Source organism: Streptomyces sp. NPDC014894, assembly GCF_043080985.1.
Taxonomy (GTDB): Bacteria; Actinomycetota; Actinomycetes; order Streptomycetales; family Streptomycetaceae; genus Streptomyces.
Map to the genome: position 1 here is coordinate 16,558 of NZ_JBIBWD010000003.1, position 24,468 is coordinate 41,025.

Annotated in this window: 13 protein-coding genes; 6 read left to right on the top strand and 7 right to left on the bottom strand. The window is 72.5% G+C overall.

Features of this window, described 5'->3' with window-relative positions; genetic code table 11:
- The first annotated feature begins 44 nt into the window (after positions 1–44).
- Positions 45–2,855: a preprotein translocase subunit SecA gene (gene secA / locus ACF089_RS08060; RefSeq protein WP_392023466.1), complete on the top strand. Its 2,811-nt coding sequence runs from the start codon at positions 45–47 to the stop codon at positions 2,853–2,855.
- Positions 2,856–3,340: 485 nt separating this feature from the next.
- Here secA and ACF089_RS08065 read toward each other — a convergent pair whose 3' ends face one another.
- Entirely contained in the window at positions 3,341–3,760 is a 420-nt protein-coding gene (locus ACF089_RS08065; RefSeq protein ID WP_392023468.1) for an Rv3235 family protein, read from the bottom strand.
- Between the two features lie 293 nt (positions 3,761–4,053).
- Between ACF089_RS08065 and ACF089_RS08070 the strand changes: the two genes are divergently transcribed.
- On the top strand, positions 4,054–4,560 hold the full coding sequence (locus ACF089_RS08070; protein WP_392023471.1) for a DUF6912 family protein: 507 nt from the start codon (positions 4,054–4,056) through the stop codon (positions 4,558–4,560).
- 138 nt (positions 4,561–4,698) lie between these two features.
- Positions 4,699–5,394, top strand: a complete 696-nt coding sequence (locus ACF089_RS08075) for an HAD family hydrolase (protein ID WP_392023473.1) — start codon at positions 4,699–4,701, stop codon at positions 5,392–5,394.
- A gap of 172 nt (positions 5,395–5,566) precedes the next feature.
- Here the strand turns inward: ACF089_RS08075 and ACF089_RS08080 are convergent, their stop codons facing one another.
- Entirely contained in the window at positions 5,567–6,121 is a 555-nt protein-coding gene (locus tag ACF089_RS08080; RefSeq protein WP_392023476.1) for a DJ-1/PfpI family protein, read from the bottom strand.
- Positions 6,122–6,662: 541 nt separating this feature from the next.
- On the opposite strand from ACF089_RS08080, the gene ACF089_RS08085 reads away from it, so the two are divergent.
- Positions 6,663–11,723 (top strand): NAD-glutamate dehydrogenase, encoded by a 5,061-nt coding sequence (locus ACF089_RS08085; protein ID WP_392023478.1) that lies wholly within the window; start codon positions 6,663–6,665, stop codon positions 11,721–11,723.
- 197 nt (positions 11,724–11,920) lie between these two features.
- On the opposite strand, the gene ACF089_RS08090 is transcribed toward ACF089_RS08085, so the two are convergent.
- The 5 genes from ACF089_RS08090 to ACF089_RS08110 form a co-directional block, all read right to left on the bottom strand.
- Complete coding sequence (locus tag ACF089_RS08090; protein ID WP_392023481.1) at positions 11,921–13,132, bottom strand: glycosyltransferase 87 family protein; 1,212 nt, start codon at positions 13,130–13,132, stop codon at positions 11,921–11,923.
- A gap of 196 nt (positions 13,133–13,328) precedes the next feature.
- Entirely contained in the window at positions 13,329–14,210 is an 882-nt protein-coding gene (locus tag ACF089_RS08095) for a carbohydrate ABC transporter permease (RefSeq protein WP_392023484.1), read from the bottom strand.
- Entirely contained in the window at positions 14,207–15,565 is a 1,359-nt protein-coding gene (locus ACF089_RS08100) for a carbohydrate ABC transporter permease (RefSeq protein ID WP_392023487.1), read from the bottom strand. Before ACF089_RS08100 ends, ACF089_RS08095 begins: the two co-directional genes overlap by 4 nt.
- A 3-nt stretch (positions 15,566–15,568) precedes the next feature.
- Positions 15,569–16,933 carry an ABC transporter substrate-binding protein gene (locus tag ACF089_RS08105; RefSeq protein ID WP_392023490.1) on the bottom strand — a complete coding sequence of 455 codons (1,365 nt, stop codon included), beginning with the start codon at positions 16,931–16,933 and terminating at the stop codon, positions 15,569–15,571.
- A 327-nt stretch (positions 16,934–17,260) separates the two neighbouring features.
- Positions 17,261–20,683 (bottom strand): FtsK/SpoIIIE domain-containing protein, encoded by a 3,423-nt coding sequence (locus tag ACF089_RS08110; RefSeq protein ID WP_392023493.1) that lies wholly within the window; start codon positions 20,681–20,683, stop codon positions 17,261–17,263.
- 496 nt (positions 20,684–21,179) lie between these two features.
- Here ACF089_RS08110 and ACF089_RS08115 point away from each other — a divergent pair, with 496 nt between their 5' ends.
- Both ACF089_RS08115 and ACF089_RS08120 read left to right on the top strand, forming a co-directional pair.
- Positions 21,180–22,949 (top strand): protein kinase, encoded by a 1,770-nt coding sequence (locus ACF089_RS08115; protein WP_392023496.1) that lies wholly within the window; start codon positions 21,180–21,182, stop codon positions 22,947–22,949.
- Between the two features lie 167 nt (positions 22,950–23,116).
- Positions 23,117–24,403 (top strand): serine/threonine-protein kinase, encoded by a 1,287-nt coding sequence (locus tag ACF089_RS08120; protein ID WP_392023499.1) that lies wholly within the window; start codon positions 23,117–23,119, stop codon positions 24,401–24,403.
- The last annotated feature ends 65 nt before the right edge of the window (positions 24,404–24,468 follow it).

The following is a 24,468-nucleotide window of genomic DNA, read 5'->3' on the forward strand; positions in this document are numbered from 1 at the left end:
ACACACGACCCAGCCAGGCCCGATCGGCAAGGAGACCAGCCTCAGTGTCCGTCTTCAACAAGCTCATGCGTGCAGGCGAAGGCAAGATCCTGCGCAAACTGCACCGCATCGCGGACCAGGTCAACTCCATCGAAGAGGACTTCGTCAGCCTCTCCGACGCCGAGTTGCGGGCGCTCACGGAAGAGTACAAGGAGCGCTTCGCCCAGGGCGAAACCCTTGATGACCTGCTTCCCGAGGCGTTCGCCACCGTCCGCGAGGCCGCCAAGCGCGTCCTCGGCCAGCGCCCCTACGACGTCCAGATGATGGGCGGGGCCGCGCTGCACCTCGGCTATGTCGCCGAGATGAAGACCGGTGAGGGCAAGACCCTCGCCGGCGCGCTGCCCGCGTATCTCAACGCGCTCTCCGGCAAGGGCGTCCACCTCATCACGGTCAATGACTATCTGGCCGAGCGCGACTCCGAGGTGATGGGCCGGATCCACAAGTTCCTCGGCCTCAAGGTCGGCTGCATCCTGGCGAACATGACGCCCGCGCAGCGCCGTGAGCAGTACGCCTGCGACATCACCTACGGCACAAACAACGAGTTCGGCTTCGACTACCTCCGCGACAACATGGCGTGGTCCCAGGACGAGCTCGTCCAGCGCGGCCACAACTTCGCCGTGGTCGACGAGGTCGACTCGATCCTCGTGGACGAGGCCCGTACGCCGTTGATCATCTCCGGCCCCGCCGACCAGGCCACGAAGTGGTACGGCGACTTCGCCAAGCTGGTCAAGCGCCTGACCAAGGGCGAGGCCGGCAATCAGCTCAAGGGCATCGAGGAGACCGGCGACTACGAGGTCGACGAGAAGAAGCGGACCGTGGGCATCCATGAGTCCGGTGTCGCGAAGGTCGAGGACTGGCTCGGCATCGACAATCTCTACGAGTCGGTGAACACCCCGCTCGTCGGCTACCTCAACAACGCCATCAAGGCCAAGGAACTCTTCAAGAAGGACAAGGACTACGTCGTCATCGACGGCGAAGTCATGATCGTCGACGAGCACACCGGCCGTATCCTCGCCGGCCGCCGCTACAACGAGGGCATGCACCAGGCGATCGAGGCGAAGGAAGGGGTGGACATCAAGGACGAGAACCAGACCCTCGCCACGATCACCCTCCAGAACTTCTTCCTTCTCTACGACAAGCTGTCCGGAATGACCGGTACGGCGATGACCGAGGCCGCCGAGTTCCACCAGATCTACAAGCTCGGCGTCGTCCCCGTCCCGACCAACCGGCCGATGGTCCGCATGGACCAGTCGGACCTGATCTACCGGACCGAGGTCGCCAAGTTCGCGGCCGTCGTGGACGACATCGCCGAGAAGCACGAGAAGGGCCAGCCGATCCTGGTCGGCACCACCTCGGTCGAGAAGTCCGAGTACCTCTCGCAGCAGCTCAACAAGCGCGGCGTCCAGCACGAGGTGCTCAACGCCAAGCAGCACGACCGGGAGGCGACCATCGTCGCCCAGGCCGGCCGCAAGGGCGCGGTCACGGTCGCCACCAACATGGCCGGCCGAGGCACCGACATCAAGCTCGGCGGCAATCCGGACGACCTCGCCGAGGCGGAGCTGCGCCAGCGCGGCCTCGACCCGGTCGAGCACGTCGAGGAGTGGGCCGCCGCCCTGCCCGCCGCGCTGCAGAAGGCCGAGGAGGCCGTCAAGGCCGAGTTCGAAGAGGTCAAGGGCCTCGGCGGGCTCTATGTGCTGGGCACCGAGCGGCACGAGTCGCGCCGTATCGACAATCAGCTGCGCGGTCGTTCCGGCCGTCAGGGCGACCCGGGCGAGTCCCGGTTCTATCTCTCGCTCGGCGACGATCTGATGCGCCTGTTCAAGGCCCAGATGGTCGAGCGCGTGATGGCCATGGCGAATGTCCCCGACGACGTCCCGATCGAGAACAAGATGGTGACGCGCGCGATCGCGTCCGCCCAGTCCCAGGTCGAGCAGCAGAACTTCGAGACGCGTAAGAACGTCCTGAAGTACGACGACGTCCTCAACCGGCAGCGCAAGGTCATCTACGGCGAGCGCCGCCGGGTCCTGGAGGGCGAGGACCTGCAGGACCAGATCCGTCACTTCATGGACGACACCATCGACGCCTACATCCAGGCGGAGACGGTCGAGGGCTTCGCCGAGGAATGGGACATGGACCGCCTGTGGGGCGCGTTCAAGCAGCTCTACCCGGTGAAGGCGTCCATCGAGGACCTGGAGGACGCGACGGGCGACCGGGCCGGCATCACCGCCGAGTTCATCGCCGAGTCCATCAAGGACGACATCCACGAGCAGTACGCGGAGCGCGAGCGCCAGCTGGGCTCGGACATCATGCGTGAGCTGGAGCGGCGTGTGGTGCTCTCGGTCCTCGACCGCAAGTGGCGCGAGCACCTCTACGAGATGGACTACCTCCAGGAGGGCATCGGTCTGCGCGCCATGGCGCAGAAGGACCCGCTGGTGGAGTACCAGCGCGAGGGCTTCGACATGTTCACCGCCATGATGGACGGCATCAAGGAGGAGTCCGTCGGCTATCTGTTCAACCTGGAGGTCCAGGTCGAGCAGCAGGTCGAGGAGGTCCCGGTGGAGGACTCGGCCCGGCCCTCGCTGGACAAGAAGGACGCGGTCCCCGCGGCGCGCCCCGAGATCCGCGCCAAGGGCCTGGAGGCCCCCCAGCGTCCGGACCGGCTGCACTTCTCCGCTCCCACGGTGGACGGCGAGGGCGGTGTGATCGAGGGCGACTTCGACGCCGACGGGCAGCCCGCCCGCTCGGAGTCGGACGGCCTGACCCGCGCCGAGCGCCGCAAGGCGCAGAAGACCTCGGGCCGCCGCCGCAAGAAGTAGGTCGCTCCCGCCCCGGCGGGAGAGCCTCCGCTCGCAGTGAGCCCCGCAGCGGGCCGGACGCCTCCACGGGCGCCCCGGCCCGCTGTTGCGCTTCCGGGGCGCGGCGGAGGGCTTGTACCGGCCTTCCCGCCCTGGCCTTCGCGGGACCTGGGCTCCCCGGACTTGGCCTTCCCGGACCTGGGCTCTCTGGACCGGCCTTTCCGGATCTGGGCGCTTCCCGGACCTGGCAGCCCTGGCCGGGCCTTCGCGGACCCGGCCGCCCATGGACCGAGGCCCTTCCCGGGGCGAGGCGCGGGCCCGGACCGTCGTTCGCAGCCCGTCCGGCGTTTGAGGACGGACCTGCGCCCCGGGGGCCCGCGCGGCTCCCGGGGCCGGCGATCGAGGGCCCCGGGCCCGTACGGGCGGGCCCGGGGCCCTGGCGGGCCTCGGGACGGGCGGGTACGGGTCCGAGGGCTGCTGTAGCCCCCGAGGCCCGCGGCGCGGCCCTACCCCCCGGTGGGGACGCGCTCCCCGCCCAGCTCCACGGCGGAGCACCGCCAGCGCTGGTCCGGGCCCTGCTCCAGACGGAAGGCCATCGCGCTGACGCGGTCGCCCGAGCCGATCCGGGCGAAGGCCTCGATCACCCCCGGTCCGGGGTGGTACTCACCGCAGTGCCGGACGACCGGAGTCAGCCGGTCCGCGGGGAGCAGGGGCGCGGCGGGAGCGAGGCGCACCAGCTGCTCGTACGCGTCGCCGACGGTGTGACCGAGCATCCAGTGCACCGGCCGCCGCCCGCTGAGCACCGCGAGCAGACGGTCGGCGAACCAGTAGTGCGGCCGCTGCCGCCGGGCGCGGGCCACCGCCGACGCCGCGACCCCGGCGGGACGGCGCTGGTCGTGTCGCCCCGCCGGCCTTGTCCTGTTCATGCGTATCCCCCTGTAATCCGCACCCGGCCCGCCGGTGAGTACCGGTCGGTAACTTGTTGGGGGATCTTCTACGGGGTCCACCGCGCCGCCGCAACGGGCCCCGGCTCCTGGACGGGGGCTTCGAGAAATTCACCCGTCCGAGTGATGAACCCTGGTTCCCGTGCTGGTGAGCGCGGGGTGCGAGGGTGACCGGAGGCACTCCGGCCGACGGTTCGGGGGCCGGAAGGGGCAATCCGAAAGAGTTACCCCGCACGTATCCTGAGGGCGTCTTCCGACTACGAAAGCGGCCAGCCATGCGCGTGTACGTCCCCCTGACCCTCTCCGGTCTCGCAGAGGCGCACATGAAGGGCGAACTGGCCCCCGGCCCGCTGACCGCCTACGCCGTCACCCCGGGCCTGCGCGAGTGGTACGTCTCCGACGACATCGAGGAGCTGGAGTACGCGGCCCTCAGCCGGGCCGCCGCCGCCTCGCTCCGCATGATCGCCGGGGCCCCGGACGCGGTCAGGCGGCGGGTCGTCGTCGCCGTGGACGTGAAGGACCAGGACGCGAGCGCCGACCCCGGCCTCCCGCTCGACGCCGCCTCGGTCGGCGAGGTGCGGATCGCCGCCCCGGTCTCCCTGACCAGGGCGGCGGCGGTGCATGTCGACGCGGACGACGCGGTGGCGGACGTGACCGCCGCGGCGCGGGCGCTCGGGGCCGCCGACCAGGGCGACGACGACGCCCGGTTCACCGTGGACGGGGCCGAGGACCACGAGCTGCTCTGGTACGGGGTGCAGGAGATCCCCAACCTGGTGGGCTGAGGCCCGCGCCGCCGACCGGATCCGGCCCGCGCGACCTGCCGGGACACCGGTCCTGCGGCGGTCCTCCGGCGGTCCTCCGGCCCCGGTGCCCGCCCGAAAAGACGGGCCGTTGTCAGACCCGCCGGGTACGGTTTTGGCATGGGGAATCACACGGGGGCCTCGGGGAGCCCGGAGACACGCGGCACGCATCTGGTCTGGGACTGGAACGGCACGCTGCTCAACGATGTGACCGCGGTCATCTCATCGACCAACGCGGCGTTCGCGGAGATCGGCCTCGCGCCGATCACGCTGGAGCGCTACCGCGAGCTGTACTGCGTGCCGATACCGCAGTTCTACGAGCGGCTGCTGGGCCGGCTGCCCTCGGACGCCGAGTGGGAGGTCATGGACGAGGTCTTCCACCGCCACTACAGCGAGCAGCGGGTCGGCTGCGGGCTGACGGACGGGGCCGAGCGGCTGCTCGGGGACTGGCGGCTGGCCGGGCACAGCCAGTCACTGCTGAGCATGTACGGGCACGACGAGCTGGTCCCGGTCGTCCGGGGCTATGGCATCGAGAGCCACTTCCTCCGCGTCGACGGGCGCACCGGACCCTCCGGCGGCTCCAAGGCGCTGCACATGGAGCGCCATCTCGCCGCCCTGGCCGGGACGGCGTTCCCGGAGCGCACGGTGGTGATCGGGGACGCGGTGGACGACGCGGTGGCGGCGGCCCATGTGGGGGCCCGAGCGGTGCTGTACACGGGCGGTTCGCACAGCCGGGCCAGCCTGGAGGCCGTGGGAGTGCCCGTGGTGGACACCCTGGAGCAAGCAGTCGAAGAGGCGATACGCCTGGTGGCGTGAGGCTGCCGGGACCGGCGGGCCGCCCGTCCACCGGCCGGGCCGGCCGCCCGCCCCCTGGCTGGGCAGCCGGACGCCGGACGGCGACGAACGGGCCCGCGCCGCGCGCCCGCCCCGCGCCGCCCGAGCACCCGGACGGCCGCCCGCGCCCCCGGCGCCCTCACGCCGCCGCCGCTCAGCCCTTGGCGCGCAGCACCTTCAGGAATTCGCGCATCCACGCCGGGTGGTCAGGCCAGGCGCGCGAGGAGACCAGCGCGCCGTCCACCACGGCCTCCGTGTCCTGGAAGCCGGCGCCCGCGGCCTGCATGTCCGGCTCCAGCGCGGGATAGGCGGTGACCCTGCGGCCCTCCAGGCCGCCGATCGCCGCCGTCAGCAGCGGGCCGTGGCAGATCTGCGCCACCGGCTTGTCCGCGTCGAAGAAGGCCTTCACGATCTTGCGCAGCTCCGGATCGTTGCGCAGATACTCCGGGGCCCGGCCGCCCGGCACCACCAGTGCCGTGTACTGCCCCGGGTCGACCTCGGAGAAGGCCAGATCGGCCGGCCAGGTGTAGCCCGGCTTCTCGGTGTACGTGTCGAAGCCCGGCTCGAAGTCGTGCACCACGAAGCGCAGCGTCTTGCGGGTGGGCGCCGCGATATGCACCTCGTACCCCTCCTCCAGCAGCCGCTGGTACGGGTAGAGGACTTCGAGGGACTCGGCGGCGTCGCCGGTGACGATCAGAACCTTGGCCATGGACTGCTCCCGCTGTCGGAGTGGACGGCTTCACCGGGCCGTGCCGCCGCCGCGGCGCACCCGGAAGGGCCGGAACGGACGGAGAGGCATGTGAAACCGGACACATGGGACTGAAGAGAATGGAGGTGCGCGGCGGCGCGGAACCGCCGTCGGCGGGCCCGTGTCACCCCCGCCAACCTGCACCGCGAGGGACTGCTTGCCAAGAGGGCCTGTGTCGCTGCGCGGAGTGTCAAACTTCGCACCCCGCTTTTGTACACATAAGGCTCATGACGGTTCAGGGGGCCGGGGCGATAGCCTGGAGCCGTGATCAGCGCGATACGCCCTGGGGGCAGCGAAGCCCCCGGCCTGCGCCCGGAACGCCACAGCGCCCGGGCGATCGGTGATCCCTCTGTTCCGGCCCCATCGTTGAATTTTCTCGAATGCGGCTCGGACGACTCTCATCGCGGCATAACGTCGACCAAGACCGGACACCCCGTGTCGTGGCGTTGCGTCGCACCTTTCACCTACGTCACGCAACGGCGCGCGACAGGAGCCAGAGGACATGCAGACCAAGCTGGACGAAGCCAAGGCCGAGCTGCTCGCACGGGCTGCCCGGGTAGCTGAGAACAGTCCTGGTGGGAGGCACTTTCCCACCGGATCCGAGCAGGGGCGGCGTCCGGACCGGGACACCCTGCTCGGCTACCTCCAGCGCTATTACCTGCACACAGCCCCCGAAGACCTCACCGACCGTGACCCGGTCGATGTCTACGGCGCGGCGTTCTCCCACTACCGCCTGGCCGAGAACCGTCCCCAGGGCACGGCCAACGTCCGGGTGCACACCCCGACCGTCGAGGAGAACGGCTGGACGTGCAGCCACTCCGTGGTCGAGGTCGTCACCGACGACATGCCCTTCCTGGTGGACTCGGTCACCAACGAACTCTCCCGGCAGGGCCGCGGCATCCATGTCGTGATCCACCCGCAGGTCACCGTCCGGCGCGATGTGACCGGCAAGCTCATCGAGGTCCTCCACACCGACAAGCACAGTCGGCGCGCCAAGGGGGCCAAGGCCCTTCCGCACGACGCCCTGGTCGAGTCCTGGATCCATGTCGAGATCGACCGCGAGACCGACCGCGCCGACCTCAAGCAGATCACCACCGACATGCTGCGGGTCCTCTCCGACGTCCGCGAGGCCGTCGAGGACTGGGAGAAGATGCGCGACGCGGCGCTGCGCATCGCCGACGAGCTGCCGAAGGAACCGGTCGCCGAAGACCTGGTCGACCAGGACGTGGAGGAGGCCCGCGAGCTGCTGCGCTGGCTCGCCGCCGACCACTTCACCTTCCTCGGCTTCCGGGAGTACCAGCTCACCGAGAACGACTCGCTGGCCGCCGTCCCCGGCACCGGCCTCGGCATCCTCCGCTCCGACCCGCACCACAGCGAGGACGAGGACCACCCCGTCAGCCCCTCCTTCAGCCGGCTGCCCGCCGACGCCCGCGCCAAGGCCCGTGAGCACAAGCTGCTCGTCCTGACCAAGGCCAACAGCCGGGCCACCGTGCACCGGCCCAGCTATCTCGACTACGTCGGGGTCAAGAAGTTCGACGCCGAGGGCAATGTCGTCGGCGAGCGCCGCTTCCTGGGCCTCTTCTCGTCCGCCGCCTACACCGAGTCCGTCCGCCGGGTCCCGGTCGTGCGGCGCAAGGTCGCCGAGGTCCTCGACGGCGCGGGCTTCTCGCCCAACAGCCACGACGGCCGCGACCTCCTCCAGATCCTGGAGACCTACCCGCGCGACGAGCTGTTCCAGACCCCGGTCGACCAGCTGCGCACCATCGTCACCAGCGTCCTCTACCTCCAGGAGCGCCGGCGGCTCAGGCTCTATCTGCGCCAGGACGAGTACGGGCGGTACTACTCGGCCCTCGTCTATCTGCCCCGCGACCGCTACACCACCGGCGTCCGGCTGCGGCTGATCGACATCCTCAAGGAGGAGCTCGGCGGCACCAACGTCGACTTCACCGCGTGGAACACCGAATCGATTCTCTCCCGTATCCACTTCGTGGTCCGCGTCCCGCCGGGCACCGAGCTGCCGCACCTCACCGACGCCGACACCGAGCGCATCGAGGCCCGCCTGGTGGAGGCCGCCCGCTCCTGGGCCGACGGCTTCGCCGACGCCCTCACCGCCGAACTCGGCGAGGAGCACGCCGCCGAGCTGCTGCGGCTCTACGGCAGCGCCTTCCCCGAGGGGTACAAGGCCGACCACTCGCCGCGCTCCGCCGTCGCCGACCTGGTCCATCTCGAAGCGCTGACCAACTCCGGCCGCAACTTCGCGCTCTCCCTCTACGAGCCGGTCGGCGCGGGCCCCGGCGAGCGCCGCTTCAAGATCTACCGCACCGGTGAGCAGGTCTCGCTCTCCGCCGTGCTGCCGGTGCTCCAGCGGCTCGGCTGCGAGGTCGTGGACGAGCGCCCGTACGAGCTGCGCTGCTCGGACCGGTCCGTCGCCTGGATCTACGACTTCGGGCTGCGGATGCCGCCCGCCGCGGGCAACGGCGACTATCTCGGCGACGACGCCCGCGAGCGGTTCCAGGACGCCTTCGCCGCCGTCTGGACCGGCGAAGCGGAGAACGACGGATTCAACTCGCTGGTGCTGGGCGCCGGGCTCACCTGGCGGCAGGCCATGGTGCTGCGCGCGTACGCCAAGTATCTGCGCCAGGCCGGATCCACCTTCAGCCAGGACTACATGGAGGACACCCTCCGTACCAATGTCCACACCACCCGGCTGCTGATCTCCCTCTTCGAGGCCCGGATGTCCCCCGAGCGCCAGCGCGCGGGCACCGAGCTGATCGACGGGCTGCTCGAAGAGCTGGACGGCGCGCTCGACCAGGTCGCCAGCCTGGACGAGGACCGCATCCTGCGCTCCTTCCTCACCGTCATCAAGGCCACCCTGCGCACCAACTTCTTCCAGAGCGCGGGCGGTGGCGGGAAGGCCGGCGGCGACAAGCGGGGCCGGGGCGCGGGCGGCGACGCCAAGAGCCGCGGCGGCCAGGGCGAGAAGGACTTCCAGAGCCCCGCGCACCACAGCTATGTGTCGATGAAGTTCGACCCGCAGGCCATCCCCGATCTGCCCGCGCCCCGCCCGGCGTACGAGATCTGGGTCTACTCCCCGCGCGTCGAGGGCGTGCATCTGCGCTTCGGCAAGGTCGCGCGCGGCGGTCTGCGCTGGTCCGACCGGCGGGAGGACTTCCGTACGGAGATCCTCGGACTGGTCAAGGCCCAGATGGTCAAGAACACCGTGATCGTGCCGGTCGGCGCGAAGGGCGGGTTCGTCGCCAAGCAGCTGCCGGACCCGTCCGCCGACCGGGACGCCTGGCTCGCCGAGGGCATCGCCAGCTACAAGACCTTCATCTCGGCCCTGCTGGACATCACCGACAACATGGTCGCGGGCGAGGTCGTCCCGCCCGCCGACGTCGTACGCCACGACGGCGACGACACCTATCTCGTCGTCGCCGCGGACAAGGGCACCGCCTCCTTCTCCGACATCGCCAACGAGGTCGCGGTCGCCTACGACTTCTGGCTCGGCGACGCCTTCGCCTCCGGCGGCTCCGCCGGATACGACCACAAGGGCATGGGCATCACCGCCCGCGGAGCGTGGGAGTCCGTCAAGCGGCACTTCCGCGAGCTGGGCCACGACACCCAGACCGAGGACTTCACGGTCGTCGGCGTCGGCGACATGTCCGGCGACGTGTTCGGCAACGGCATGCTGCTCAGCGAGCACATCAGGCTGGTCGCGGCCTTCGACCACCGCCATATCTTCATCGACCCCAACCCGGACGCGGCCGTTTCCTACGCCGAGCGCCGCCGCCTCTTCGAGCTGCCGCGCTCCAGCTGGGCCGACTACGGCAAGGAGCTGCTGTCGACGGGCGGCGGCATCCACCCCCGTACCGCCAAGTCCATCCCCGTCAACGCGCACGTCCGCAAGGCGCTGGGCATCGAGGCGGGCATCTCCAAGATGACTCCCGCCGAGCTGATGAAGGCGATCCTCCAGGCCCGGGTGGACCTGCTGTGGAACGGCGGCATCGGCACCTATGTGAAGGCGACCGCCGAGTCCAACGCCGACGTCGGCGACAAGGCCAACGACCCGATCCGGGTCAACGGCGACGAGCTGCGGGTGAAGGTCGTCGGCGAGGGCGGCAACCTCGGACTGACCCAGCTGGGCCGGATCGAGTTCAGCCGCACCGGCGGCCCCGAGGGGACCGGCGGCCGGATCAACACGGACGCCATCGACAACAGCGCGGGCGTGGACACCTCCGACCACGAGGTGAACATCAAGATCCTGCTCAACGGTCTGGTCACCGACGGCGATCTCACCGTCAAGCAGCGCAACCAGCTGCTGGCCAGGATGACCGACGAGGTCGGAGCCCTCGTGCTGCGCAACAACTACGCGCAGAACGTCGCCCTCTCCAACGCCGTCGCCCAGTCGCCGTCCCTGCTCCACGCCCACCAGCGCTTCATGCGCCGGCTCGGCCGGGACGGGGCGCTGGACCGCTCGCTGGAGTTCCTGCCCAACGACCGGCAGATCCGTGACCTGCTGAACAACAACAGGGGGATGAGCCAGCCCGAGCTGGCCGTCCTGCTCGCCTACACCAAGATCACGGTGGCGGACGAGCTGATCGGCACCAGCCTGCCGGACGACCCGTATCTGCGCCGGCTGCTCCACGCGTACTTCCCCAAGCCGCTGCGGGACAAGTACACCGAGGCCGTCGACAATCACGCGCTGCGCCGCGAGATCATCACGACCGTGCTGGTCAACGACACGGTGAACACCGGCGGCTCCACCTTCCTGCACCGGCTGCGGGAGGAGACGGGCGCGTCGATCGAGGAGGTCGTGCGCGCGCAGACCGCCGCCCGCGAGATCTTCGGGCTCGGCTCGGTGTGGGACGCGGTCGAGGCCCTGGACAACAAGGTCGCGGCCGATGTCCAGACCCGGGTCCGGCTGCACTCGCGCCGGCTCGTCGAGCGCGGCACCCGCTGGCTGCTGGGCAACCGGCCGCAGCCGCTCCAGATCGCCGAGACCGTCGACTTCTTCGCCTCCCGCGTCGAGCAGGTCTGGGGCGAGCTGCCGAAGATGCTCCGCGGCGCGGATCTGGAGTGGTACCAGGGCATCGTGGAGGAGCTGACCGGCGCGGGCGTGCCGGAGGAGCTGGCGCTGCGGGTGGCCGGATTCTCCTCGGCCTTCCCGATCCTGGACATCGTCGCCATCGCCGACCGTACGAAGAAGGAGCCGATGGACGTCGCGGAGGTCTACTACGACCTCGCCGACCGGCTGCGGATCACCCAGCTGATGGACCGGATCATCGAGCTGCCGCGGGCCGACCGCTGGCAGTCGATGGCCCGTGCCTCCATCCGTGAGGATCTGTACGCGGCCCACGCGATGCTCACGGCGGACGTCCTCTCCGTCGGCAACGGGGACTCCACCCCCGAGCAGCGCTTCAAGACCTGGGAGGAGAAGAACGCCTCCATCCTGGGCCGGGCGCGGGCCACCCTGGAGGAGATCCAGGGCTCGGACACCTTCGACCTGGCGAATCTGTCGGTGGCCATGCGGACGATGAGGCAGCTGCTGCGCACGCACAGCTAGTCCCTCGCCGTACGGATACGGATTCTGTACGGACCGGGCGCCCGTTCCCTCGCGGGGGACGGGCGCTTCGGCGTACCCGGCCCAGGTCCGCCGAGTACGCCGGGTCCGCTGTGCCCACCTGGTCCACCTGGTCCACGCGGTCCGCCGAGTACGCGTCGCCGTCGTCGGTCAGGCGGTCGCCGTCGTCGTTCCTCGTTTCAGACGGTCGCCGTCCACAGCCGTCGGCAGGAAAGCACGGCGGCCGTGAGCAGCAGCCCGTTGCGGAGCACCATGAGCAGACATCCGACGGGGGTGCCGTCGACGACATCGTCGTACAGCAGCGGGAAGATCAGCGCGCTCAGCGCGGCCGCCGGGAGCATCAGCAGTGCCACCGGGCGCTGGGTGGTGTGCCGGGAGGTCAGACAGACCGCCGCCAGGCCGAGCAGCCAGATCAGATACTGCGGGCTGAGGACCCGGCTGGTGACGGTGAAGAGCAGGACGGCGGCGAACGCGGCGTCCAGGGCGGTGGCCGGATTCCAGCGCCGGGCCCGCAGCCGCCACAGCACCAGCCAGCACAGCGCGGCGAGGCTCAGCGCCAGCGAGATCCGGGCCACCGAGGAGACGTACGGGCCGGTGAACTCGAAGGCGCCGTACTGGAATCCGACCTCCCCGGACCAGCCCCACCGGCGGGCGAGGTGGAGCGCGGTCCCGCCCAGCGACTCGATCTGGATCCCCCGGGCCCCCTGCTGCCGCAGAAAGTCCAGCGGATGGCTGAATCCGGTCAGCACCACAGCCAGCAGTACGGCGGCGGAGGCGGCGGCGGAGCCCCAGACGGTGCGGGTCGCGCGCCCCGGGGGAGTGCCGATGACGGTCAGCAGCGGCCAGACCTTGATCAGCGCGCCGATCCCGGCGAGGGCGCCGCCCAGATGCGGCCGTCCGCGCAGCGCGAGCAGGGCCAGTACGGCGACGGCGGTGACGGGCACGTCGTAGCGGGCCAGCGGCAGATTGAGCAGCAGCGGCAGCCCGCACACCCAGAGCCAGGCCCCCTGGACCCCGGCGCGGGCCAGGGCGGCGGTGACGACCGCGTCGGCGAGGAGGATCACGGCGACGAACGCCTGGAAGTACGTCAGCCAGGGCAGCGCCGCGGGGGAGAGGAAGACGACGGCGGCGCCCGGCGGGTACTGCCAGGTGACGTCGCCGAGCGGGAAGGCCCCGTGGACGAGCTGTTCGTACCAGCCCCGGTAGAGCCGGTGGACCTCGCCGGCGACGCCCGAATCGCCGAGCCGGTCGATGAGCAGCAGGGCGAGCATGCCGAGCCGGGTGGCCGTCCAGACGGCGGCCAGCGCGGCGGCGTGCCGGGGCCCGGTCCGCGCCCCCTCGCCGAGGGCGAGGAGGGCGGGCTGCGGGGAGGCGAACCGAAGGGGCGTCATCGGCCGGTACTTTAGTTCGCTTTGTGGTGATTTCTTGCTATTCCTTGACCGGCTGTCCCAGCGCGGCGCGCGACGAGTCGGCCCGCCCGCGGCCCGCCACCCGTCACGCACCCCGCGCCGCCCCGCCCCGCCCCGCGCAGCCCCGCGCCGCCCCGCCCCGCGCAGCCCCGCCCTGAGCGGCTCCGCCCCGGGCGGCCTACTTCACCGCCCCCGCCATCACCCCCGACACGAACTGCTTCTGGAACGCGAAGAACACCGCCAGCGGAATGACCAGCGACAGAAACGCCCCCGGGGCCAGCACATCGATGTTGTTCCCGAACTGCCGCACCTGCCGTTGCAGCGCCACCGTGATCGGCGCGCTCTGCGAGTCGGCGAAGATCAGCGCCACCAGCATGTCGTTCCACACCCACAGGAACTGGAAGATCCCCAGCGACGCGATCGCGGGCGCGCCCAGCGGCAGCACCACCCGCGCGAACAGCCTCAGCTCGCCCGCGCCGTCCAGCCGCGCGGCCTCCAGCAGCTCCCGGGGGATCTCCGCGAAGAAGTTCCGCAGCAGGAAGATCGCGAACGGCAGACCGAACGCCACATGGAAGAGGATCACCCCGAGCGTCGTCTCGAAGAGCCCGACCTCGCCGAAGAGCTTCGACACCGGCACCAGCGCCACCTGCACCGGCACCACCAGCAGGCCGACCACCACCATGAACCACCAGTCGCGGCCCGGGAACTCCATCCAGGCGAAGGCGTACCCCGCCAGCGCCCCGATCGCCACCACCAGCACCGTCGACGGGACGGTGATCATGACGCTGGAGAACAGCGAGTCGGTGATCGCCTCGTTCTCCAGCAGCCGGGTGTAGTTCTCCGTCGTCAGCTGCGCGGGCGCGGTGAACACCTTCCACCAGCCGCTCTCCGCGATATCGGCCGGGCCGCGCAGCGAGGAGATCAGCAGACCGAAGGTCGGCATCAGCCAGAACAGCCCCACCAGCACCAGGAACACCCGGGCCGCCCCGCCGCCCGCCCGCGCCGCGAGCCGCGCCGGAAGGGACCGCTGTGCCCGTACCGCTCCGTCCTTCGCGGTCATCCCCGGTTCTCCCTTCGCATACGCCGGATGTTGAAGAACATCACCGGAATCACCAGCAACAGCAGCAGCACGGCGATCGCGCTGCCCACGCCCAGATGGGAGTCGGCGCCGAAGGAGGACCGGTAGAGCTGGAGCGCCAGCACATTGGCGTCGTCCTGGGCCGAGCCCGGCGCGATGATGTACACCAGATCGAAGATCTTCAGCACATTGATCATCAGCGTGACCAGCACCACCGCCAGGACCGGGGCCAGCAGCGGCACCGTCACCCGGCGGAAGACCTGCCACTCGTTCGCGCCGTCGATCCGCGCCGCCTCCAGCAGCTCACGGGGCACGCTCGCCAGCCCCGCCGCGATCAGCACCATGGCGAAGCCCGCCCACATCCAGACATAGCTGCCGATGACCGCCGGGGTCACCAGCGAGGGGCCGAGCCAGTTGACCCCGTTGTACGGCTCCCGGAAGTTCTCGGCGGGCAGGCGCAGCAGCGCGCCCTCGGCCGACGCCGGAAGGGAGAAGCTCCCGTCCGCCCCGGCCCGGGCGGTGGCGACGACCCGGCCGTCCTTCACCGCCTCCACCGTGATCCCCTTGAGCCCCAGCTCCTTCGCGTCGACCGTGTTGGGCCGGCCGCCGCCGCCCCGGGTGAAGTCCAGCCACGCCGTGCCGGTGATCCCGCCCTCGGCGGCCGGGCCCGGCTCCGGGGCCTTCGCGGGCCGCGCCCCGTCGGGCATCTTCGCGGGCGCGACCCCGACCAGCGGCAGCAGCGCCGGGCTCGCCGCGCTCACCGGCTTCTCGGTGACGAAGGAACCGCCGCCGCCCGGCTTCAGCGGATGCACCGGCAGCGGACGCGCCTTCGGGAAGCCCGAGGACTCGGCGAAGGTGTCGTGCACACCGACCCAGACCGCGTTGGCCACCCCCCGGTCCGGATCCTGCTCGTACACCAGACGGAAGATGATCCCCGCCGCGAGCATGGAGACCGCCATCGGCATGAAGACGATCAGTTTGAACGCGGTGCCCCAGCTGACCCGTTCGGTCAGCACGGCGAAGATCAGCCCCAGCACCGTTGAAACGGCCGGCGCGACCACCACCCACACCGCGTTGTTCTTCACCGCCGTGAGGATGCTGTCGTCGGTGAAGATCTCCACATAGTTGTCGAAGCCCGCGAAACCGCTGCCGGACTGGTCGAGGAAGGACCGGTAGACCGAGTACCCGATCGGGTAGACCACGAGCGCGCCCAGCAGCACCAGCGCGGGCAGCAGGAAGCCGGCCGCGATGACCTTACGGGTGCCGGTCGCGCTCTTGCGCTGAGGGGCGGGAGGACCCGGCTTCGCGGGCCCTCCCGCTGTCGTCGCGGTGGACACCCGTCAGCTCTTGTAGGCCTTGGCGGCGTCGGACTCCAGCTCCCGCTGGATCTTCGCCACATCCTTCGGATTCTTCAGAAAGTCCTGGAGCGTCTTCCAGAAGCCGTCGCCGGGCGTCCCGCCGAACGACTGCGGCATCTGGTCCGACATGTCGAAGCGGAAGTCGTCACCCGCGTCGATCAGCGCCTTGGCGATGGAACGCTGCACGTCATTGGGGTACGCGGCCAGGTCCAGCGCCTTGTTCGGCGAGACGAACCCGCCCTCCGCCGCCTGGATCCTCGCCGCGTCCGGGGAGGCGAGGAAGGTCAGCAGCGCCTGCGCGCCCTTGCTGTCCTTGAGCGCCACCGCCGCGTCGCCGCCCGTCACCACCGGCGGCTTCGCGCCGACCGCCGGGAACGGGAACACCTTCGCGTCCGTGCCGATCTTCGCCTCGGTCTGCGCGATGTTGACGCCCACGAAGTCGCCCTCGAAGACCATCGCCGCCTTGGGCTGCTCCCCGCCGGTGAAGGTCTGGGTGACCGACGCGGGGAACTCGGTCTGGAGCGCTCCGTCGGTGCCGCCCGCGATCAGGGCGGGCTTTCCGAACAGCTCGCCGAGGGTCCCCAGCGCCTCCTTCACCGAAGGATCGGTCCATGGGATCCGGTGCTGGGCGAGCTGGTCGTACTTCTCCGGACCGGCCTGGGAGAGATAGATGTTCTCGAACCAGTCCGTGAGCGTCCAGCCGTCCGCCCCGGCCACCGACACGGGGGTGACTCCCGAGGCGGATATCGTCTCGGCGGTGGCGAGGAAGCCCTTCCAGGTCTTCGGTTCCTGCGCGCCCGCGTTCTCGAAGGCGGCGGTGTTGTACCAGACCAGCGATTTGTTGGCGGCCTTGTAGTAGACGCCGTACTGCTCGCCGCCGACCTGCCCGATTTCCCGCCAGCCGGCGGAGTAGTTCTTCGCCAGCTCCGCCTTGGCGGCGGCCCCGACCGGTTTGGCCCACTTGCGGTCCACGGTCTGCTTCACCGCGCCGGGCTGCGGCAGTATCGCCACATCCGGCGGACTGCCGCCCGCGATCTTCGTACCGAGGAAGTTGACGATCGGATCCTGGGCGGGCACAAAGGTGACCTCGGCCCCGGTCCGCTTCTCGAACTCATCGAGAACCTTGACGAAGTTCTCCTGCTCAGGACCGCTCCAGACCGCGGTGACCTGTATCTTCTCGCCGTTCAGCCGGGGGAGTTCGACGCCCGGCGCCGTCGGTTCGCCGCTGCCGCCGCCGGCCGGATCCTTGTCGCCGTTCCCACCGCCGTCGCCGCACCCGGCGAGGGTGAGAGCCGCCACGGCGGCGAACGCCACCGCGGCCCTGCCCGTGCGAAGAGTTGTGCGCATCTCTGCCCCGTCTCTCGCGTGCGCTGTCCCGTTGCCCGACAGGTGTACGCCCGGTCCGGGGGGCCCGCAATACCGGTCAGGGGACCCGAGAGCCTTTCGTGATGCCTCCGTGAGGTGATCACGCCCCCGTGGCCTGTGAGCCTGGCCGGTTCTCGACTTGCCGCCGGGCGCCCACGGGTCCGTGGGCGTAGAGGGATACGCCCGCGTGCGTATAGGGGTACGGGTGTACGGGCGTACGCCACCGACGCCGGTCGGGACGGCTGCTGGCGGGCCGTCAGCAACCCCTGGGGCGGGCGGGGCGGAGGGGGCGTACAGGGGTACGGGCGGTCAGGGGTGTACGGGGGAGAGCGGGGGCACCGGAGCCGCGTCCACCAGGTGCGCCGCGCGCTCCAGGGCACTCGCCAGCAGCGCGAGGTCCGTGGGCCCGTTGCCCAGCTCCCGCAGCGGCCGGCGGGTCGGCGGATCGCCCATCCGCTCCCACTCCAGCGGCACCACGGTCGGCCGCAGGGTCGCGGTACGAGGGATGCGGCCCGTGACCCGGCCGCCCTGGAAGGGGACGACCCGGCCGTCCGGACGCCCCAGCCTGCCCCGCCCCGGAACCGGATCGTCCGGCCCGGCCGAGGCGGGCGGCGCGTCCAGCACCACCCGCAGCCGGGCATGGCGCGCGGGCTCGGTGTCGGCCGTCAGCTCCGGGCGGGCCGAGGTCGTCACCAAATGGACCCCGAGCCTGCCGCCGTCCCTGGCCACGGCCTCCAGCGCCCGGACCACCGAACCGGCCGCGGGCCGCCCGGTGGACCCGAGCGCCGGGGCGACCAGCGCGTCGAAGTCGTCCACCAGGACCACCAGCCGGGGCAGCGGGCGCTCGGAGGTCGCGGACGAGACCCGGCGCGCGCCGGGGCGCAGCCGGAGCGTGCCGCTCGGCGGGGAGTCCAGATCGCCCCGCGCCGCCGCGTCGCGCTGCTCGACGGGCGCGGGCGGGCGCCGGCCCGCCACCCGGTCCGTGACCTGGCGCCGGTTCTGGCTCTCGGCGAACTCGATCCCGCCCAGCAGCTCGGCGCGCCGTTTCAGCTCCGCGCCGAGCGCCTGGGCGAAGGCCCGCATCCGCACCGGGTCGCTCGCCACCAGATGCTCGGTGACATGCGGCAGCTCCGTACAGACGGAGAGTCCGTCGCCGCGTCCGCCGCCCGCGCCGTCGACCAGCAGCAGTCCGACCCGGTCCGGGCGTCCCGCGGCGGCGAGCGAGGCGGCGACCGAGCGCAGCAGCTCGGTGCGGCCGCTGCCGGGCGGGCCCTCGATCAGCAGATGGGGGGAGTCCTCGGTGAGATCGACGACGACCGGGCCGCTCGGGCCCGCGCCCAGGACCAGGGCTCCGTCGGAGGTGCCGGAGGCCCAGCGCGCCATCAGCGAGGCGGGGGTGGCCCGGGCGAGTCCCAGCTCGTCCAGGAGCCGGGCGGTACGGGGGAGCGAGGTGGCGGGCCCCGCGCCCGGGCCGGAGCCCTCGGTGCGCAGCGGGGCGAGCGCCCGGCCGAACCGCTCCGCCCAGGCCGCCGACACCGCGTCCACGGCGGCCGGGACGCCCTGGCCCGCGGGCAGCCCGCCGGCCGTGCGCAGCAGCCGCAGCGCGGTGGCCACATCGCCGCTGAGTATGGCGACCGCGCCGCACTCGCGGAAGGGCAGGGACGCCTCGCAGGCCGTCTCGTAGGTGGCGGCCATGGGGGAGAGCGGCGAGGCGGCGGGCGTCTCCGCCAGCACGATCAGATGGATCCCGGCCGCGGGGCCCACGCCCGCCAGCCGGGCCGTCGTCTCGCGCAGGGCGGCCGAGCCGGGGTCCCCGTCGACGACGACGACCGTACGGGGGCCTCGGTGCTCCGCCGCCGCCCGCTCCACCGCGGCCCGGTCGGCGCTGGGCCAGCCGGGGCCGAGCGGTCCGTCGTCCAGCCGCCGGGTCAGCTCCGCCGCCCGCGCGGCGGCCTGGTCGTTGTCGTACGCCAGCAGCAGCCGGCAGTCCTGGCCGTGGGCGGGGCGCAGATGCGGCAGCCAGCCGATCCAGGCCCACTCGGCCCGGCGCTCCTCCAGGCTCCGTCTGCGGTCCGCGCTGATCAGCACGATCTCCAGATCGGCCGGCGCGTGCAGGGCGGCGAGCTGGGCGACGGCGGCGCGGGCCGTGCCGGCGAGCCGCTCGCGGGGGCCCGCGAGCCCGAGCGATCCGGCCTCGCGCAGGCCCACGGTGACCGGTACCGAGCACAGCCCGTCCCGGTCGGCGGTGCCGAGCCGCAGCACCAGCGCCTCGGGGTGCGCGGGGCCGCGCTCCCAGAGCCGGGGCCCCGGGCCGAGCGCGGTGAGCAGGACGGCGGCGGGGTCGGGCCAGAGATCGCTGACGGGGGCGGCGGCGACCGGCGGCCCCGGCTCCGCCGCGGTCTCCTCGGCCGGCTCCTCCCGGCCCCCGGCGAACCGCCGGGCCCAGGCGCCTATGCCCCGTTTACGAGGGGGCCGGCCGGCCGGGACGACCAGCGCGGCGTGGGTGCCGTCGGCGTCGGGGGCGGAGCCGGCGGTGTCCGGTACAGGACGGTCCGGCTCGTCCCCGGCCCGGCCGGGGGCGTACTGCGCGGGGACGCGCGGCGTCTCCGCGGGGGGTTCCTGGGCCGGGCCGGGGGGCGGGGGCGATATGGATCCGCCGGGCGGCCGGCCCGCGGCCCGCCGCGCGCCCTCCGCCCGCGCGTCCGGCGCGCCGTGCCCATCGTGCGAGATGTGAGAGACGCGCGAGACGCGCGGATCACGGTGGCCGGCTCGGTCGGGGTGGCCGTGCCGGCCGTGCTGCTCGCGGTCGTCGTGCCGGTCGGGCCGGCCCCGCTCGCCCGGTTCCCCGCGCTCGCCGGGCCCGCCGGACCCGTCGCGCTCACCGGGCCCGGCGTGCCCCTGCGCGTCCGGCCCGGCGTGCTCACCGTGCTGCTCGTGCCCACCGTGTTCACCGTGCCCGGCGTGTTCACCGTGCTCGTCGTGCGGCCCGAAGGCGGCCGCCGGAACGCGCAGATGCCCCTCGCCGTCGGGGACCGTCGCCAGCGGGGGCGTACGGTCGCCGGGCGTCAGCCGCAGCGTCGACTCGCCCAGCCGCAGCAGCGCGCCCAGGGGCAGCCGGACCGGACGCGGGCCCACGGGTCTCCCGTCCAGGGCGGTGCCGTTGGTCGAGCCCAGATCGGCGACGGTGACCCGGCCGTCGTCGCCTATGGTCACCTCGCAGTGCAGCCGTGAGACGTCGGGGTCGTCCAGCGGCACATCGGCGGAGGCCGAGCGGCCCACGGTGATCCGGCCGCCGTGCAGCAGATGCACCCCGCCCGCGTCCGGGCCCGCGACGACATGGAGCTGCGCCGAGCCGTCCGAGCCGGTCGGCCCGGCCTCGCCGGGGAGCTGGAGCGAGAGCACCGCCCCGTCCACCAGCGGCGGCTCGCCCAGCACCCGGCGCTGGGCGTCCAGCCGCTCCTCGCCCGCGTAGACCACGACGGCGCCATGGGTGTCGGGGCCGGCGACGGCGGTCGCCAGGGCCGACGCCACGGCGGCCAGCGCCGTCCCGGCGGGGGCGGTGACCAGCACGTCGCACGCGCGCGCGCCGGAGCGCCCGCGCGAGCCGGAACCGGCGGGCGCACCGGAACCGGCACGGCCCCCGGAGGCCGCGCCGGACCCGGCGCCGGACACGGGTCCCGCCGCGGCGGACTGCCCGCCGCGCGGCGCGAGAACGGTCAGCCGGATCTGCATCGCCGTCAGCAATCCCTTCTGCACAGGGCGCCCGGCGGGGGAGCCGCCTCGGATCGCCCCCGCCCGGCAGGTCGGCACGGACCGCGGGGCTCCCGCCCCCACGGCTCCGCGCTGAGGGCATCCTCGCACCTGCCGCTGACAACACGCCCGGGGACCGACGATAAGTGATCTTGATTGGTCCGCTCCGGACGGAAAAGTGCCTGGTTGGGTTCTGAACCGGAAGCGGTGTGATGTGTACGGCACCCGGGAACCGGCAACCTTCGCCCCGCCGCCGGCGTCTTCCTCCCGAAGCACACCGGTCGAACCGGGCCGAGCGAGCCGTGCCCGGGCGTACGGGGCCGGGGCCGGAGGACGATCGCCGGGCCCTCCCGGGCCGCCCGCCTGTGGACAACCACCGGTGTCACACTCGGCGGCACTAAAGTGGTTCGGAAACCCGGGCGGAATTCACCGCGCGCCCGGACCACGCAAGGACCACGATCAGCAGGGAGCGCATGACGTGCGGCCTGTAGGCAGCAAGTACCTCCTGGAGCAGCCGCTCGGACGCGGCGCCACGGGCACCGTCTGGCGTGCCCGGCAGCGCGAGACGGCGGGCGCCGAGGCGGCCGTGCCGGGCCAGCCGGGCGAGACCGTCGCGATCAAGGTCCTCAAGGAGGAGCTGGCGAACGACGCGGACGTCGTGATGCGCTTTCTGCGCGAGCGCTCCGTCCTGCTCCGGCTCACCCACCCCAATATCGTCCGGACCCGTGACCTGGTCGTCGAGGGAGATCTCCTCGCCCTGGTCATGGATCTGATCGACGGCCCCGACCTCCATCGCCACCTCAGGGAGAACGGGCCGTTCACCCCGGTCGCCGCCGCCCTGCTCACCGCCCAGGTCGCCGACGCGCTCGCCTCCAGCCACGCCGACGGGGTGGTCCACCGCGACCTCAAGCCCGCGAACGTCCTGCTGAAGACCGAGCCCGACGGCCAGATGCACCCGATGCTGACCGACTTCGGCATCGCCCGCCTCGCGGACTCCCCGGGCCTCACCCGCGCCCATGAGTTCGTCGGCACCCCCGCCTATATCGCGCCCGAGTCCGCCGAGGGCCGCCCGCAGACCTCCGCCGTCGACGTCTACGGCGCGGGCATCCTGCTGTACGAGCTGGTCACCGGCCAGCCCCCGTTCACCGGCGGCACCGCCCTGGAGATGCTCCAGCGCCATCTGAGCGAGGAGCCCCGCCGTCCCACCACCGTCCCCGAGCCGCTGTGGACGGTCATAGAGCGCTGCCTGCGCAAGGAGCCGGGCGAGCGGCCGAGCGCCGAGAATCTGGCCGCCGCCCTGCGCACGGTCGCGGCGGGCATCGGCGTGCACTCCACGCCCGCCCAGGTCGACGCGGCCATCGGGGTCGGCGCGCTGCTCGCGCCCGACCCGTCTCCCGCGCCCGTCCCCCCGACGCCCGGCGCCGCCGACCCCACCCAGGTGCTGCCGGGCAACGCGGGCTCCTTCGACCCGAACGCGGCGACCAGCGTGATGCGGCAGACCGGCGGCCCGGCCGGCGCCGCCGACCCCACCAGCGTCCTGCCGCACACCGGCGCGCCCGACCCGACCGCCGTGATGCCCCCGGTGCCGCCGCGCCCCGACGGCTCCCCGCAGCCCGGGCCCAACGATCCCCACCCCTGGCAGTCCCAGCTCCAGGCCGCGCGGGACCGCAACGAGCAGACCCAGGTCCAGTACCTGGACCCGAATCAGGACCCGCTGCGCCGCCGCCCCCAGCGCCAGCCGCAGCAGCCCCAGCACCCGCAGCACCCGCCCCAGCAGCAGTACGCGCCCCAGCAGCACCAGCAGCCCCCTCACCAGCAGCACCAGCAGCCGCAGCACCCACCGCAGCAGCAGCCCCAGCAGCGGCCCCAGCCCCGTCGGCAGCGCCCGCAGCCCCAGCAGCCGCAACAGCAGCAGTACGCCCCCCAGCCGTACGCGCCCCCGCAGCAGCCCCAACAGCCGCAGCAGCCGCAGCCGCCCGCACGCCGGGAGCCGCGCCGGCGCAGCGCCAATCCGACCCGTATCCCGGGTCTGGGCTGCCTCAAGGGCTGTTTCGTCTCACTCCTCATGATCTTCGTCGCGGGCTGGCTGATCTGGGAGCTGACCCCGCTCCAGAGCTGGGTCGCCGAGGGCAAGAGCTACTGGGACGCGATCGGCGACGGCATCTCGCAGGTGTCGGACTGGATCTCCGAGATCGGCGCGGCCACCGACGGCGGCGGCAATGGAGGCACGGGCGGAGGCGGCCAGTAGCCCCCGGCCGTGCCCGTCGAGCGCGCCGGGCACGGCCATGGAAGAGACATGTCGACTTCTGCGGGGTTGATTTCGCCCGGAGAAGTGAAGGTTGGTGCCATCCGGGGCGCACACGCCCCGGATCCCCGCGTACGTTAGGGGCGACGCCAGCCGCTGAGGGAGCAGTCTTGGCACGGAATATCGGCAGCCGGTACACAGCCCATCAGATCCTCGGGCGCGGCAGCGCGGGCACGGTCTGGGCGGGCGAGGGCCCCGAGGGGCCCGTCGCCGTCAAACTCCTGCGCGAGGATCTCGCCTCCGACCAGGAGCTGGTCGGACGCTTCGTCCAGGAGCGCACGGCCCTGCTCGGGCTCGACCACCCCCGTATCGTCGGCGTCCGCGACCTCGTGGTCGACGGCAACGACCTCGCCCTCGTCATGGACCTCGTCCGGGGCACAGATCTGCGCACCCGCCTCGACCGCGAGCGCCGGCTCGCCCCCGAGGCCGCGGTCGCGATCGTCGCGGACGTCGCCGACGGACTGGCCGCCGCCCACAAGGCCGGGGTCGTCCACCGCGACGTCAAGCCGGAGAACATCCTCCTCGACATGGAGGGCCCGCTCGGCCCCGCGGGCTCGCACCCCGCGCTGCTGACGGACTTCGGCGTCGCCAAGCTCATCGACACCCCGCGCCGCACCAAGTCCAGCCGCATCATCGGCACCCCGGACTATCTGGCCCCCGAGATAGTGGAGGGCCTGCCCCCGCGCGCGGCCGTCGACATCTACGCCCTCGCGACCGTGCTGTACGAACTCCTCGCGGGCTTCACCCCCTTCGGCGGCGGCCACCCGGGCGCGGTGCTGCGCCGCCATGTCACCGAGACCGTGGTCCCGCTCCCCGGCATCCCCGACGAGCTGTGGCAGCTGATCGTCCAGTGCCTGGCCAAGGCCCCCGCCTCCCGCCTCCGCGCCTCCGAGCTGGGCGCCCGCCTCCGCGATCTGCTGCCGATGCTGGCGGGCATGCCCCCGCTGGACGTGGACGAGCCGGGCTCCGAGCCGCCGGAGGAGCCGTACGAGGAGCCCGCCCCCGAGCCCCAGGGCGAGGTGCGCCGCCGGGGCGCGGTCCCGCTGGTGCCCGGCGCGGCCCCCGCCGACTCCAATCGCGACACCCACACCTCGATGCGGGTCCCCGCCCCCGACGAGCTGGCGGGCGGCGCCCACGGCACCGCCCGGGCGCCCCGCGCCCCCGGCCGGCCACGCCCCGGCTCCGCCAGGAACCGGACCGGCGGCCGAGCGGGCGCCGGCGCCGCGGCCGGACCCGGCGGAGTCTCCCGGACGGTGCGCAAACGCCGTATCACGCTGGGCGTCGTCGGCCTCGTGGTCGCCGCGGCGATCGGCGTCGGCGGCTGGCTGGCCGTGAGCGACGGCGACGCCGAGCCCCCGGCGCGCGACACCCCGCACTCCGCGCCCACGGAGCCGTAGCCCCTCCGCACGCCCCGCCCCGAAGCGCCCCGGACCTCGCCGTTCCGGGGCCCGGGGCCCCCGGC